14 protein-coding genes are annotated in these 14,271 nt (G+C 43.4%); 2 read left to right on the forward strand and 12 right to left on the reverse strand.

Features of this window, described 5'->3' with window-relative positions; translation table 11 throughout:
• On the reverse strand, positions 1–297 hold a 297-nt coding region (rplU, locus tag ABYB02_RS08600), incomplete at its 3' end, for a 50S ribosomal protein L21 (RefSeq protein WP_372762056.1).
• Between the two features lie 421 nt (positions 298–718).
• Between rplU and ispB the strand changes: the two genes are divergently transcribed.
• Positions 719–1,690: an octaprenyl diphosphate synthase gene (gene ispB, locus ABYB02_RS08605; protein WP_372762057.1), complete on the forward strand. Its 972-nt coding sequence runs from the start codon at positions 719–721 to the stop codon at positions 1,688–1,690.
• Positions 1,691–1,811: 121 nt separating this feature from the next.
• On the opposite strand, the gene mdh is transcribed toward ispB, so the two are convergent.
• Positions 1,812–2,744, reverse strand: coding sequence for a malate dehydrogenase (gene mdh / locus ABYB02_RS08610; protein ID WP_372762058.1), 933 nt, complete (start codon positions 2,742–2,744; stop codon positions 1,812–1,814).
• A gap of 226 nt (positions 2,745–2,970) precedes the next feature.
• Here mdh and argR point away from each other — a divergent pair, with 226 nt between their 5' ends.
• Positions 2,971–3,438, forward strand: coding sequence for a transcriptional regulator ArgR (argR, locus tag ABYB02_RS08615; protein ID WP_372762068.1), 468 nt, complete (start codon positions 2,971–2,973; stop codon positions 3,436–3,438).
• Between the two features lie 28 nt (positions 3,439–3,466).
• On the opposite strand, the gene ABYB02_RS08620 is transcribed toward argR, so the two are convergent.
• The 10 genes from ABYB02_RS08620 to iscU form a co-directional block, all read right to left on the reverse strand.
• Positions 3,467–4,366: a Dyp-type peroxidase gene (locus ABYB02_RS08620; RefSeq protein ID WP_372762059.1), complete on the reverse strand. Its 900-nt coding sequence runs from the start codon at positions 4,364–4,366 to the stop codon at positions 3,467–3,469.
• 50 nt (positions 4,367–4,416) lie between these two features.
• Positions 4,417–5,466: an ABC transporter ATP-binding protein gene (locus tag ABYB02_RS08625; RefSeq protein ID WP_372762060.1), complete on the reverse strand. Its 1,050-nt coding sequence runs from the start codon at positions 5,464–5,466 to the stop codon at positions 4,417–4,419.
• A complete protein-coding gene (locus ABYB02_RS08630) occupies positions 5,467–7,098 on the reverse strand; it encodes an ABC transporter permease (RefSeq protein ID WP_372762061.1) in 1,632 nt (543 codons plus the stop codon).
• Positions 7,099–8,103: a Fe(3+) ABC transporter substrate-binding protein gene (locus ABYB02_RS08635; RefSeq protein ID WP_372762062.1), complete on the reverse strand. Its 1,005-nt coding sequence runs from the start codon at positions 8,101–8,103 to the stop codon at positions 7,099–7,101.
• A 723-nt stretch (positions 8,104–8,826) separates the two neighbouring features.
• Positions 8,827–10,254, reverse strand: a complete 1,428-nt coding sequence (locus ABYB02_RS08640; protein WP_372762063.1) for an NAD-dependent succinate-semialdehyde dehydrogenase — start codon at positions 10,252–10,254, stop codon at positions 8,827–8,829.
• Positions 10,255–10,592: 338 nt separating this feature from the next.
• Positions 10,593–10,931 (reverse strand): ISC system 2Fe-2S type ferredoxin, encoded by a 339-nt coding sequence (gene fdx / locus ABYB02_RS08645; RefSeq protein ID WP_372762064.1) that lies wholly within the window; start codon positions 10,929–10,931, stop codon positions 10,593–10,595.
• An 11-nt stretch (positions 10,932–10,942) separates the two neighbouring features.
• Positions 10,943–12,805: a Fe-S protein assembly chaperone HscA gene (gene hscA, locus ABYB02_RS08650; RefSeq protein ID WP_372762065.1), complete on the reverse strand. Its 1,863-nt coding sequence runs from the start codon at positions 12,803–12,805 to the stop codon at positions 10,943–10,945.
• Positions 12,806–12,850: 45 nt separating this feature from the next.
• Positions 12,851–13,378 carry a co-chaperone HscB gene (gene hscB / locus ABYB02_RS08655; RefSeq protein WP_372762066.1) on the reverse strand — a complete coding sequence of 176 codons (528 nt, stop codon included), beginning with the start codon at positions 13,376–13,378 and terminating at the stop codon, positions 12,851–12,853.
• Between the two features lie 112 nt (positions 13,379–13,490).
• Positions 13,491–13,814 carry an iron-sulfur cluster assembly protein IscA gene (gene iscA, locus ABYB02_RS08660; RefSeq protein WP_372762067.1) on the reverse strand — a complete coding sequence of 108 codons (324 nt, stop codon included), beginning with the start codon at positions 13,812–13,814 and terminating at the stop codon, positions 13,491–13,493.
• A 9-nt stretch (positions 13,815–13,823) separates the two neighbouring features.
• Positions 13,824–14,207 carry a Fe-S cluster assembly scaffold IscU gene (iscU, locus tag ABYB02_RS08665; RefSeq protein ID WP_372762070.1) on the reverse strand — a complete coding sequence of 128 codons (384 nt, stop codon included), beginning with the start codon at positions 14,205–14,207 and terminating at the stop codon, positions 13,824–13,826.
• Positions 14,208–14,271 lie beyond the last annotated feature (64 nt).

Consider the following 14,271-nt stretch of genomic DNA (forward strand, 5'->3'; position numbering starts at 1 on the left):
AGTGATTTTAACTTCAGTGAACCATTGACGATGGCCCATTTGCTTACGAGAATGCTTACGGCGTCTAAATTTAACAACCTTAATCTTCTCACCGCGACCATGTGAAACAACCTCAGCTGTTATCTTACCACCGTTTACGAACGGTACACCAATCTCGATTTTCTCACCATCAGCAACTAAAAGTACTGAATCAAATTCTACTGCTGCACCAGTTTCAACGTCTAATTTTTCAAGACGAATCGTTTGACCTTCAGTCACACGATGCTGTTTACCACCACTTTGGAAAACCGCGTACATAATTAACTCCGTCTGTGCGCCCTCAAATCGACGCAACTAAAATATTCTTCGATAGGGCGCGAAGTTTACGCTAACGCATAAAAACTAGCAAGCCTATTTTGTAATTAAAATGAATAAAAAGTAGCTGCATTGAGAGCAATTCAATATTTCCCTCATTTTATATCAAATAGCTCTTTTGCCAAGCGCTTTTTAACTATTAATGAAAATAATTTGCGCTAAGTCTCATAATATTATGGCGTATAATAAATAAACATTAATCGCGCGCACTTTGCGCAGTTGCTAGACAGCAATTACCTAGGTTTAACTGCTAATTAACGAGCTTAAGCGTGTTTTTTTAGGGAATCGTCACAAAATATCGAGCTAACGCATTTTTTGTTGTACAATCTGCGCCGTTCACACATAAAAATTGGCTCGGAGATCAATGGATATAAAAGCTATCCAGGCGTTAATCGAAAGCGATATGAATGACGTCAATCAACTTATACATGCGCAAATGCGTTCAGATGTGGCGTTAGTTAACCAACTCGGCTTGTATATTGTTAACAGTGGCGGCAAACGCGTGCGCCCTATGCTAGCAATATTAGCAGCCAGAGCGTTGGGTTATCAGGGTAAAGATCACATCACCTTGGCAACCATTGTTGAGTTTATTCATACCGCCACGCTGTTGCATGATGATGTTGTTGATGAATCAAATTTACGCCGCGGCACCCCCACCGCAAATGCTGAGTTTGGTAATGCCGCAAGCGTACTTGTTGGCGATTTTATTTATACACGTTCATTCCAGTTGATGGTTGGTCTTGGCAAAATGCAAGTAATGCAAGTACTTGCCGACGCCACCAATGTGATTGCCGAAGGTGAAGTGTTACAGCTAATGAATTGTAACGACCCCGACACCACTGAAGCCAGCTATATGCAGGTTATTTACTCTAAAACCGCTAAGCTGTTTGAAGCGGCTACCGGGCTTGCTGCTATTATTACCGAGCAAGAGCAAAGCGTGCTAGACGCACTTAATTTATACGGTATGCATTTAGGCACCGCCTTTCAACTTGTGGATGATGTACTTGATTACAATGCCGATGCCGATCAGTTAGGGAAAAACATTGGTGATGATTTAGCCGAGGGCAAGCCGACGCTGCCGCTTATTTATGCTATGCAACATGGTAACGCACAGCAAACACAACTGATCCGTGATGCCATAGAGCACTGTAATGGCATGGAGCACCTAGAAGAAATTTTAGCTGCATTAGCACAAACCAATGCGTTAGAATTTACCATGAAAAAAGCCGAGCTAGAGGCCGATAAAGCCATTGCCTGCTTAGACTTTTTAGCCGAGTCTGATTATAAAACGGCATTAGTGAGCCTGGCCCGCATCGCCGTTGACCGCGATCACTAGCAGTTAACAGCTATAGTGTGAATTAAGTTTGAGCAATAAAAAAGCCTGCAACTGCAGGCTTTTTATTATCAATTCAGCCAAAATAACAACTAGGCTGAATCGAAAATTGTTGATTTGGCTATTACGCCATAAAATCAACACCTTCTTGAATGTCTTTTTTCAGTGTTTCAAGCATGTCATTTTTTGCTTTTTCTTCAAATGCGCTTAGTTCACCGTAAGAAAGAATTTCTTCTACGCCGTTTTTGCCTAAACGTACTGGGTGTGCAAAGTAAGCAGCATCGCCATTTTCAACCGCAACGTATGCGTAATCTACAACGTCTTCACCTTGAAGACCTTTCACTAAAGACATACAGAAACGTGCTGCCGCTGCGCCCATAGATAAGGTCGCTGAACCGCCGCCCGCTTTAGCGTTTACTACTTCAGTACCCGCATTTTGGATACGTGGAGTCAATGCAGCCACTTCTTCATCGGTAAAGCTCACGCCTTCAACTTGAGAAAGTAGTGGTAAAATAGTGGTACCTGAATGGCCACCAATTACCGGTACTTTAACGCTTGCTACGTCAACACCTTTCAGTTCAGCAACAAACGCTTCTGAACGAATAACGTCTAGTGTAGTGATACCAAATACGCGCTTAGCGTCGTAAGTACCCGCTTTTTTAAATACTTCAGCAACAATGGGTACAGTGCCATTGACTGGGTTAGTGATAATACCCACAAGTGCTTTAGGACAGTTAGCAACAATGCCTTCTGCTAATGTTTTGATGATGCCCGCATTCACATTAAATAAATCAGCACGGTCCATACCTGGCTTACGTGGCATGCCGGCAGGAATAAGTACGATATCAGCACCTGCAAGCGCTTCATTTAACGCATCAGCGCCAAAACCAGCAACTTTAACCGCTGTAGGGATATGAGATAGATCAACCGCAACACCTGGAACTACTGGCGCAACATCATATAGTGATAATTCAGAACCAGCTGGTAAGCCTGTTTTTAAAAGTAAAGACAACGCTTGACCGATACCGCCTGCAGCACCTAATACAGCAACTTTCATTGGAATTCTCCGTGATTTGAGGTAGGAAATATTTGTGGCTCTAAGATAAAGAAAATAACGACTAAAAACAAATTTATCCTGGCTATTTTTTCACTCTTTTCGACTATAGTTGTAAAAATTTATTGCGTAAATCTATCAAAATGGCAAGTTAAATAAACAACTGCTGCATAATTATTCATTTTTGTGTAGAATTTAAAGTATGGATAACAATAAGCAAGTTAAAATGATGCAACCACAAGACAAACAAGAAGCCTTAATAAAGGCATTTAAAGCGCTATTAAAAGAAGAAAACTTTGGTTCGCAAGGCGAAATAGTTGAGGCGTTAAAAGAGCAAGGCTTTGATAATATTAGCCAAAGCAAAGTATCGCGAATGCTTAGTAAGTTTGGTGCGGTACGTACTCGCAACGCTAAACAAGAAATGGTTTATTGTTTACCAGCCGAAATGGGCGTGCCAACCGCTAAAAGCCCGTTGCGCCAGCTTGTTATTGATATTATGCACAACGAAATGATGATCATTATTCGTACCAGCCCAGGGGCTGCTCAGCTGATTGCGCGCTTACTTGATTCATTAGGTAAAGCTGATGGTGTGTTAGGCACTATTGCTGGTGATGACACTATTTTTATTGCCCCGGCGAAAGTCTCTGAAATCGACTTAACCTTAGAACGTGTGCGTATTTTATTTGATACGGTATAGACTCGCAATAACCCGCGATTAAACCCTGTTACAGCTGCTTTAAAAAGCTAACTGAGGGGGCAAAAAATGCAGATCCCATGTCGGCTTGAGTAAAATCAAGCCAATGATCATAACACTCCCCTTCCCCCAAGCGGCTTTTAAGCAACTGTTCAAACGCATTCCCCGTTGCTGAGCAGGTAATCGACAACATACCTTGTTCGTACACATCGCCAAAGGGCATCCCTTGATTAAGTAACAGAGGTTGCCCCTGCTCATTGTTCAACTCACTACGCTGTGCATGGCTTGTTGCCACTGGCGGAGTAATTAATACGTTATCTAGCCGGGTACGGCCCATTATTTGCTCTTGTTCATGTAACGATAAATGCTGCCACTGGCTTAAATCGTGCTTGAAGCGTTGCACATGAATATAACTGCCTTGATCTTCAAAGCTACCCGGTTTATTAATTAATGCGGTGGCGCGCTTTTGTCGCCCATGCGGGGTATTACCGCCATAAATAAAGCCGTTAAAATCACGACCATCTAAAAAGCGGAAGTTGCGAATTTGCTCCACTAACTCAACATCGGGGGCAAACAGCTTTAAAATTTGCAACGCAAATAAGTGGTTTACGTCTTCACGATCGGAGCGGATCTGTACTAATAAATCACACGGCTGTGCGCTCATAACATGATCACTATGATTTATATTTGGAAAGCTTTGTAATTCACAAGGCATATATTCGGGCAGGATGTGCGGCCAATATTGTGCGCCAATGGCTACCATACAAGAAAGCATCGACTCCGAAAACTGCTCACTAAACTCTTCTTCAATCACGCTGATAGTTTTGAGCTTCGCGCGCAACGACTCATCTTGGCCATCAAATACATTAAAAAATAAATGCAAACCATGTAGGTTTGCCTCAGCACAAATCCCTGACTGCGCTTGCGCCATTGTTATTCCTTAGTTTTAACAGATAAAAACACAGTGAATAACACGTCAGCCTATTGCTTGAAAAAATTCACCGTGTGCGGTTTTATTTTTATTATAACCTGTTCATTTTGCTCAAATGACTGGCCGTCTTGTGCTGCAACTTCAATAGTTTGCTTAGCAATCACCACAGTGTAAACGAATGCCGAACCAATAAAACGACGGCTTAATATGGTCGCGCGTTCACTGTGCTGGTTGCTATTATCGTCGCGCATTAGCTCTATTTGATGCGGACGCACATATATTTGTCCTGTGTGTGCCAGCGCAGTAGCCGTTGTTAGTGATTCAACCACGCCAAACGCGGTTTTATATTCAGTTGCCGTTAACACTTCTGCGTCTAAGTATATGCCCTGACCGAGAAACTCTGCAACCTCCTTTGAGCGGGGAGCAGCAAAAAGCTGCTCTGGCGTGCCTTGCTGAGCAATTTTACCCTGATGCATAATGGCTAAGCTGTCTGAAAACGCAAAGGCTTCTTCTTTAGAGTGAGTAACAAACACCGCCGACACTTGCTGGGCTTTTATTATGCGCCGAATATCGGCAATTAGCTCAAAGCGTACTTGGGTGTCTATATTTGAAAATGGCTCATCGAGTAATAATAAACTCGGCTTATAAGCAAGCGCTCTGGCAATCGCTACGCGCTGTTGTTGCCCGCCCGATAGCTGATGTGGGTACCTATCGGCACAGCCAACTAAGTGCACTAGCTTAAGCATTTCAGCAACACGTTGCTGCTTTGCGGCTTTACTCATTTTACGCAAGCCAAAGGCAATGTTATTCGCCACCGTTAAGTGCGGAAATAAGGCGTAATCTTGAAACATCATACCAATATTACGGTACTCAGGTAAGACAAACGTAGAGGCATCACTCATCAGTTTACCATCAATAAAAATACGCCCTTGTTTTGCTTCAATTAACCCGCCAATGGCTTTTAAAGTGGTTGTTTTACCACAACCACTGGCACCTAATAAGCAGACAATTTCGTTGTTGCCTATGGTTAAATCTAGCTCGTGAATGACCTTAGTGCCGTTATACTGATAGCTCACGCCTTGTAAAATCAAACTACTCATTTAACTACGCTGCTCCATCGAACGGTTAATAAAATACAAAGGAATAAAGCCCACCAGCACAATAAATAATGCCGAAATAGACGCCAGCTCTAATTGCTCATCACTGACATATTGAAACACATGGGTCGCTAAACTTTCAAAATTAAATGGCCTAAGCAATAAAGCCGCTGGCAGCTCTTTCATACACTCAATAAACACTAACAGTGCCGCGGTGAGTAACCCTCTGCGTAATAACGGTAAATGCACTAAACGTAGCGTGTGCCCTGGGCTTTTTCCCATTGACTGACTCGCCATATCGAGCGAAGGGCTAATACGCGAAAAGCTCGATTCTATCGCGCCATGGGCAACAGCATAAAAACGCACAATATAAGCAAAAATAATGGTAAGCACACTGCCCGTTAGCAATAAACCAATATCTAAATTGTACGGCTCTAACAGCTGGTTCACGGTCGTTTCTACTAATGTTAGTGGTAATAATACCGCAATGGCCAGTACCGTACCCGGTAACGCATAACCGGTACTCGCTAATCGCCCAGGCACCAGGGGATAATTTTGCTTGGCAATACGTTGATAAAATACCACCAGCACACTCAATAACAAGGTGATCACACTGACCACCAGCGCCACTTTTAAGCTTTGCCATGCATAACTAAAAAATTCACTACTCCACGCCTGCTCAAAGTACATAATGGCGTACTTAATAAGCACCACCATGGGAATAACAAAAGCAATTATTAAAATAGCACTACAAAAAGCGCTAGCCAGCCACGCCGACTTGCCTTTTAATATATACAGCGCTTCGCTATTTACACTAGACTGGCGCTCAAATACCGCTTGATTACGGCGACTGAATCGCTCAGCCATTAAGGCTAAAAACAAAAGTAACAACATCACGCCAGAAATTTTTGCCGCTGCGGTTAACGAGTAATAGCCAAACCAAGTATCATACACTGCGGTTGTTAAGGTGCTCACCGCAAAATAACTAACGGTGGCAAAGTCGGCCATGGTTTCCATGCTGATCAGCGCAAGGGCCGCAACGATGGCGCCACGCGACAACACTAAACTAACACGAAAAAAACTTTGCCACGACGACAAGCCCATCAGCTGGCTGGCCTGCACTAATTTAAACGACTGCTCTCGTAAGGCGGTTTTAAAAATCAGGTATAAATAGGGGTATAACACTAGCGCTATCATGACAATGGCGCCGGGTAAGGTGCGAATATCAAAAAACCAGTAATCGTCAGGCGACTGCCAACCAAACCAGTCCCTTAGTGCAATTTGTAGCGGCCCCGCGTAATCAAGTAAATCGGTATACACATAGGCAATAATATAAGTGGGCATTGCCAGCGGCAGCATTAATGCCCATTCAAAGTGTTTTTTTCCGGGAAAGCTACAGTAAGCTGTTAACCAGCCAAGTGGTAATGCAATGGCGCAGCTGAGTACACATACGCCTAAAACCAGTAAGACGGTATTAGCAATATAATCCCATAGTACCGTGTCCCACAGGTGCGAAAATACCTCTGAGTCACCTTGTAAGGATTCAAACAGCAAAAAAAACAACGGGGCCGACAGTAATAAGCCTGTCGACCATGCAATAAGCTGCCATTTAGACAGCTGAAATTTATCAGTCATTTAAAGATCGAATTTTACCTCATCTATTAGCTTGAGTGCTAACGGACGATATTTACTAATTTCATCGAGTGGTAGGCTGTCTTCTTTAAAGCGGCCCCAAGATGCAACTAAAGTTGATAATTCAACACCAGGCTTAACGGGGTATTCCATATTAACCGAGGCATACATATTTTGCGCCTTATTGTCGGTCATATACTCTAGTAGTTTCAAGGCATTTTCTGGGTTTTTAGCATACTTAGTCATAACCGCGCCGGAAACGTTAATGTGCGAACCACGGTTTGTTTGGTTAGGAAAGTTAATATGCACTGCATCGGCCCATGCTTTTTGGCTCTCGTCTTGCAACATTTTACCTAGGTAATAGCTATTACCTAAGGCTAAATCGCATAACCCTTCTTTTACCGCTTTAACTTGTGCACGGTCATTACCCTGCGGCTTACGGGCTAAGTTCGCTTTCACACCTTCAAGCCAAGTTTTTGTTTGCGCTTCGCCATGATGCGCTATCATTGACGCCACTAGGCCTAAGTTATAGGGGTGTTTACCAGAACGAGTACAGATCTTCCCTTGGTATTTAACATCCGCTAAATCTTCATAGCTCAGCTCAGGCAGTGCACCTAAACGATCTTTTGCTGAGTATACGCTACGCACGCGTTTAGTCAGCGCTATCCATTGTCCATCACCATCACGAAATGCCGCTGGCACATTGTTATTAATTTTTTCGCTGTTTATCGTTTGCGTTAACTTTAACTCTTCTAGTTGAATTAATGCACTAAAGTTTGACGTTAATACAATATCGGCTTTACTGTGCTTACCTTCGCGTTTAACACGCTCTATTAAGCCTTTATTGGCAAACACCACATTGGTTTTAATACCGGTTTGTTTGGTAAAGTCATCTAAGATTGGTTTTATTAAAAAAGGTTGTCGAAAAGAATAAATATTAACGACCTCACTGGCAAAGGCGGGAGCCGCTGCCACTAAACCAATAACAATCGCGAGTACTTTTTTCATATTGTTCCACCTGAATAATAACTATTATCAATAATTCTACCGTGATCAGCGCCAGAGTGCACACTTTATATGGTGTGATAGCAAGAAAAACGCCTAAAAAGAAACTCACTGTAAGATATATCTCACAATCGTGGCAGCAAATGATTAAAAGGCTACACGTTAAAACAGAGGGAGCAATTTAACACCATGTATTTAAAGGCTTTTATTGTTTTAACTATGATATATACACGAACTAATCTGTATATATCCCTTCTTTTAACGACTGCAATATCTATACTTAACCCATCAACCAAGCAATGATGCTTAGCGAGTAAAAGGAAACGGACAACTTACTCGACCAACCAGTGATTTAGGTTACAAAAATACGGACATTAAGGACAGGCTCAGCCAGAGCAACACAATGGAGTGTTAGTAAAAGGATAGCATCAGGATGATGCGTAATGGATAGCAACAAAGGATACATGTTGTGCTACAGGATGTAGTAGGAGTATTAGGATACAGGCAGGATCGCCTATATTACATAGAACTAAAAAGTAATATTGTAAGAACAAGGACGAGTAAAAATTTGGAGATGATTAAGTTCAATTGCAGGATGCAGAAAATTAGAAGATTCCGCAAGCGCGCCTAGAGATAGAGCGCGCTTTTCTTTGTCTAAAATAAAACGGCGAGTAAAGTCGCTTGAATAAACAACTTCAAGCAACAGCTTCGTAGTTAAATTCGTAGTTAAACTTTAATGCACAGGTACTTTTCTTCCAAGTATTCATTTAACCCTTGATGCCCACCTTCGCGACCTAGCCCCGACTGCTTAACCCCACCAAAGGGCGCCACAGGGTTTGAAATAACCCCTTCATTAACGCCAACCATACCAAATTCAAGTCCTTCACTAATGCGATACACTTGTTGAATATTTTGACTATAAAAATAAGCCGCTAAGCCGTATGGCACATCGTTGGCCAAGGCCAGTACCTCACGCTCATCGTCAAACGGGATCACCGATAACACCGGGCCAAACACTTCTTGATGGTAAATATCCATCGCGGGAGTGACATTATTGACAATCAACGGGTTTTGAAAGCTGCCGCCTAAATCACTATTATCACCAATGAGGGTGGCTCCTTTATCCAGTGCGTCTTGTAGCAGTTGTTGTATCTTCTGCTTCGCCTGAGGGTAAATAAGTGGGCCAATGTCAACGTTTGCCGCAAAGCCATTGTCGACCTTTAAAGCAGCAACCTTAGCGGCCAGCTTATTAAGCACGGTATCCAATACATTACGCTGAATAAAAATGCGATTAGCAGCAACACACGCTTGGCCACTATTTCTAAACTTAGCGGCCATCAGTCCCGCCACAGCGTCATCTAAATTTGCGTTATCAAAGATAATGAACGGGGCATTGCCACCCAGCTCCATAGAGGTACGTTTAATCGTGCCTGCACATTGTGCTAGTAACTGCTTACCGACTCCGGTTGAGCCGGTAAAAGTGAATTTACGTACCTGTGCTGAGTCGGTCAACATTTTGCCTACTTGCTTCGCTCGTTGCGATACCAAAACATTAAACGCTCCTTTAACAAAGCCCGCTTGGTCGGCCAAGTAAGCCAAAGCAATTGCACACAGTGGAGTATGCTCCGAAGGCTTGAGGATAAAGCTACAACCCGCGGCATAAGCCGGAGCAACTTTACGGGTTACCATCGCCACCGGAAAATTCCATGGCGTGATCCCAGCAACCACCCCAATAGGTTGTTTAAAGCTGGTTAATCGATGCGTATCATCGGTGGCCGGAATAACATCGCCGTAACTGCGTTTTGCCTCTTCAGCAAACCATTTAATAAACCCTGCGCCATAATCAATTTCGCCTAACGCTTCGTGTAGTGGTTTACCTTGCTCTTGAGTCATCAGCGCTGCCAGTGTTTGCTTATGCTGCATGACTAACTCATACCACCGCATTAGCGTATCACTGCGAGTAGTCGCATTCGTGGCTTTTAACTTCACAAATGCGCCGTGCGCGGCATCTATGGCATTATTAACGCCCTGCTCATCAATATCACTGACCGCAATAATGCACTTTTCTGTGGCCGGATCAGTAACACTAAAGCGACTGTCTGTCGCGTAAAATTCACCATTAATAAACGAGTCAGAAAAAAGTAAGTTATCCATAATAGCTCTCCTAATACCGCGTGCAGTGATTAGCGGTTGGCGTGCTGTCACGTTTTTGCATCAGCAACCAAGCCCCCATGATTAGCACAACAAAACACTTCGCTAAGCGGTTTATTTGTACGCATGCTGTGTTGTCATAATTACATATATTCTATGTTTCACCAAGGCAAGTAAACGCATCTTCAGGTGCTGCCTGTAAGTATAATGCCTTGTGCTGTTTAGTCATTTTAACGCCAGTAGTCACAGTCATTAATGCTGAGGGAAAGCGCTATAAACAAAAACACCGTGGTCAAATTGAACACGGTGTTTGCTTAATACTAGTGCCTAACAACTGCTTATTAGTGCTCTTCGTTAACGATATTGAGATTGTATTTAGGTATTTCAACAATCAGGTCTTCGTCGCGAATCACCGCTTGGCAACCTAAGCGTGATTCAGGCTCTAAACCCCACGCTTTATCTAACATGTCATCTTCTAGGTCATCACTTTCATCGAGTGAATCAAATCCTTCACGGATCACTAAGTGACAGGTAGTACACGCACATGACTTTTCACAGGCATGGGGAATACTGATACCATTTTTAAGTGCCGCATCAAGGACCGTTTGGCCACTTGGTGCGTCTATTGCTGCACCGTCAGGACACAATTCAGGATGGGGAAGAAAAACAATTTGTGGCATTATAATCTCTCTTAAATGTTGTCTACTGACTGTCCAGTAAGGACTTTTTTAATTGATGCATCCATTCTGCGTGCGGCAAAATCGCTGCTGGCGTTATCCATTTTTTCAATCGCGGCTTTAATTTCGCTGGGCTGTTGTGCCGTTTCGCGCACTTTTGCTAAGGCGGCGATTTCAGCGGTTAAAGCGCTTAATTCTGCTTCATTGAGTAAGCCGCTGTCGCTAGCAAGTGAAGCCTCTAGCGCTTCTATCACACGTAGCGCTTCTACCTGCTGCTCTTTAAGCATACGCGCTTGCATATCCTCTTTTGCATTACTCATCGATTCTTTTAGCATGTTAGCTACTTGGTCGTCAGATAAGCCAAACGACGGCTTCACTTGAATTTCAGCTTGCACACCGGTAGATTTTTCCATCGCTGATACACTTAATAAGCCATCCGCATCCACTTTAAACGTAACGCGAATATGCGCAGCTCCCGCGGTCATTGGCGGAATACCTTTTAAGCTAAACTTAGCCAGTGAACGGCAATCGCTAACCAACTCTCGCTCACCTTGTAACACGTGCAACGACATTGCCGTTTGCCCGTCTTTAAAAGTGGTAAACTCTTGAGCACGCGCTACCGGAATAGTGGTGTTACGCGGAATGATTTTCTCCACTAAGCCACCCATGGTTTCAAGTCCTAGCGACAGCGGTAATACATCAAGCAATAGCATGTCTGAATCGGGCTTATTACCAATTAACACATCAGCTTGCAGTGCTGCACCTAACGCAACCACACGATCGGGGTCGATTGATGTTAGTGCTTCGCGATTAAAAAATTCACTGACTTGAGTGCGCACAAGCGGCATCCGGGTCGAACCGCCTACCATCACCACTTGCAATACTTCTTGGTTTTCAATACCGGCATCTTTTACTGCGCGACGACACGAGCGTAGCGTTTTTTTAACTAACGGCATCGCCAGTTCGTCAAATTTTTCACGGCTAACTTCTACCGTGTGTGTTTCACCGTCAAACTCAAGGCCCACGTTTACTTTAGCGTATTGGCTTAATGCTTCTTTACACGCTTTTGCTTTATTAATAAACAAGCGTAAGTTTGAAGAAGATAACGTGGTCACACCGGTTTGCTGTTTTAGGTAATCAACTAATAGTGAGTCAAAGTCATCGCCACCTAGGCTAGAATCACCACCGGTTGCCATTACTTCAAATACACCTTGGTGCAAACGTAAAATAGAAATATCAAAGGTGCCACCGCCTAAGTCATATACAGCAATAATCCCTTCTTGGCCTGAATCTAAGCCATAAGCAACCGCAGCCGCCGTTGGCTCATTTAACAAGCGCAGTACATTGATACCGGCAAGCTCTGCGGCGTCTTTGGTGCTTTGGCGCTGGGCATCATCAAAATAAGCCGGTACCGTAATTACCGCACCTAAAATCTCTTGGTTACCAAAGCTTTGCTCAGCACGGGCTTTTAAGGCTGCTAAAATATGGCTTGATGCTTTTACTGGGCTAATTTTTCCGGCTGCGGTTTCAATCGCCAGTGCGCCATCGTGTTGGCAAAATTGATACGGCAACTGGCCATAGCTTTGCTCTATTTCAGCTTGGGTTTTACCTAAAAATCGCTTCACCGAAATTAGCGTATTAGCGGGATCTTGCGTGGCTGCTTGAGCAGCTTCGCTGCCAACAGTAATGCCACCGGCCTGATAGCGTACCACTGACGGTAGCATCGCTTCGCCTAATTCATTGCTTAGGGTACGTGCTTCACCGCTTTGTACCGTCGCCACTAATGAGTTAGTTGTACCAAGGTCAATACCAATTGCTAGTTTATGTTCATGTGGTGCCGCGCTCTGCCCCGGCTCAGCAATTTGCAATAATGCCATAATGCTCTTTAAACTCGTGTTGCTCGCTTTGCAGCAAGTAGATTATTAGTCGTCGAATAAACTGTCTTCAATGCGTTCAAGTTCATCACGTAATTTATATACAAACTTTAATTTGCGTACGTTATCAGCAGCTAGTTGATATTGGTGTTCGTCGTTACTGGCGAGTTGCTCTGCCAGTTGGGCACTATACTGTTGATTGAGCTGCTTAATTTGTTGCTCAAAACTGGCAATGGCGGCATCGGGATCGCTGGCCGATGTTAGCTCTTCCAGTTCTTCACGCAGCTCCATTTGTTGCATTAAAAATGTAGGATCTTGCAAGGTTTGCTGTTCTGCGCGAATGTCTACACCGAGCTCGCTAAGCATGTATTCGGCACGCTTAACAGGGTGTTTTAACACTTGCAATGCGTCGTTAATTTCTGCGGCACTTTGTACCGCCATAAGCTTATCGCGGCTGCTCGCATTAGCATGACGATCGGGGTGCACTGTACGCTGTAATTCTAGGTAGTGCTTATTGATCGTGGCTAAATCAATATTGTAATCAACCGGTATTGCAAATAACTCAAAGTAACGCATAACTTCAACCAATTATATTCAGAATATTAATTTCAAAAATAACAAAGCCCTACAATTACTGGCAGGGCTTCTTTGTACCCAAGTAACTTAGGCATTCGAGAAAGGTTTTGTTTTAAACGGTAAAACTTTCGCCACAACCACACTCATCGGCTTGATTAGGGTTAGTAAATTTAAACCCTTCGTTCAAGCCTTCTTTGGTGTAATCGAGCTCAGTGCCGTCTATATAGACTAAGCTTTTAGCGTCAACAATGAGCGTCACGCCTTTATCAGCAAACGTTTCGTCGTCTTCGTTTAGCTCGTCAACAAACTCTAGTACATAAGCAAGACCTGAACAGCCCGTCGTTTTAATGCCAACGCGTAGGCCTAAACCTTTACCGCGGTTTGCTAAAAATGATTGTACGCGGTTTGCTGCCGCATCTGTCAATGTCACTGCCATGGTACTCTCTTACTTAGCTTGTTTACTTTTGTAGTCTGCAATTGCTGCTTGAATTGCATCTTCGGCTAAAATTGAACAGTGAATTTTCACTGGTGGTAACTCTAGCTCTGCACTTATATCAGTATTTTTAATAGTCGCTGCTTGCTCTAGTGTTTTGCCTTTAACCCACTCTGTTACCAGTGAAGATGAAGCAATTGCACTACCACAACCATACGTTTTAAATTTAGCATCTTCGATAATACCATCGGCAGATACTTTAATTTGTAACTTCATTACGTCACCACATGCTGGTGCGCCTACCATACCCGTTGCCACTGACGGATCATTTTTGTCTAAAACACCTACGTTACGTGGGTTTTCTACGTGGTCGATTACTTTATCACTGTAAGCCATAATTCTATCCTCACTACCTGCTAGGTATGTACTCGCACTATTATTAGTGGTGAGCCCATTCAAC

Origin of the sequence: Pseudoalteromonas sp. (assembly GCF_041613455.1) — a bacterium.
GTDB lineage: Bacteria > Pseudomonadota > Gammaproteobacteria > Enterobacterales > Alteromonadaceae > Pseudoalteromonas.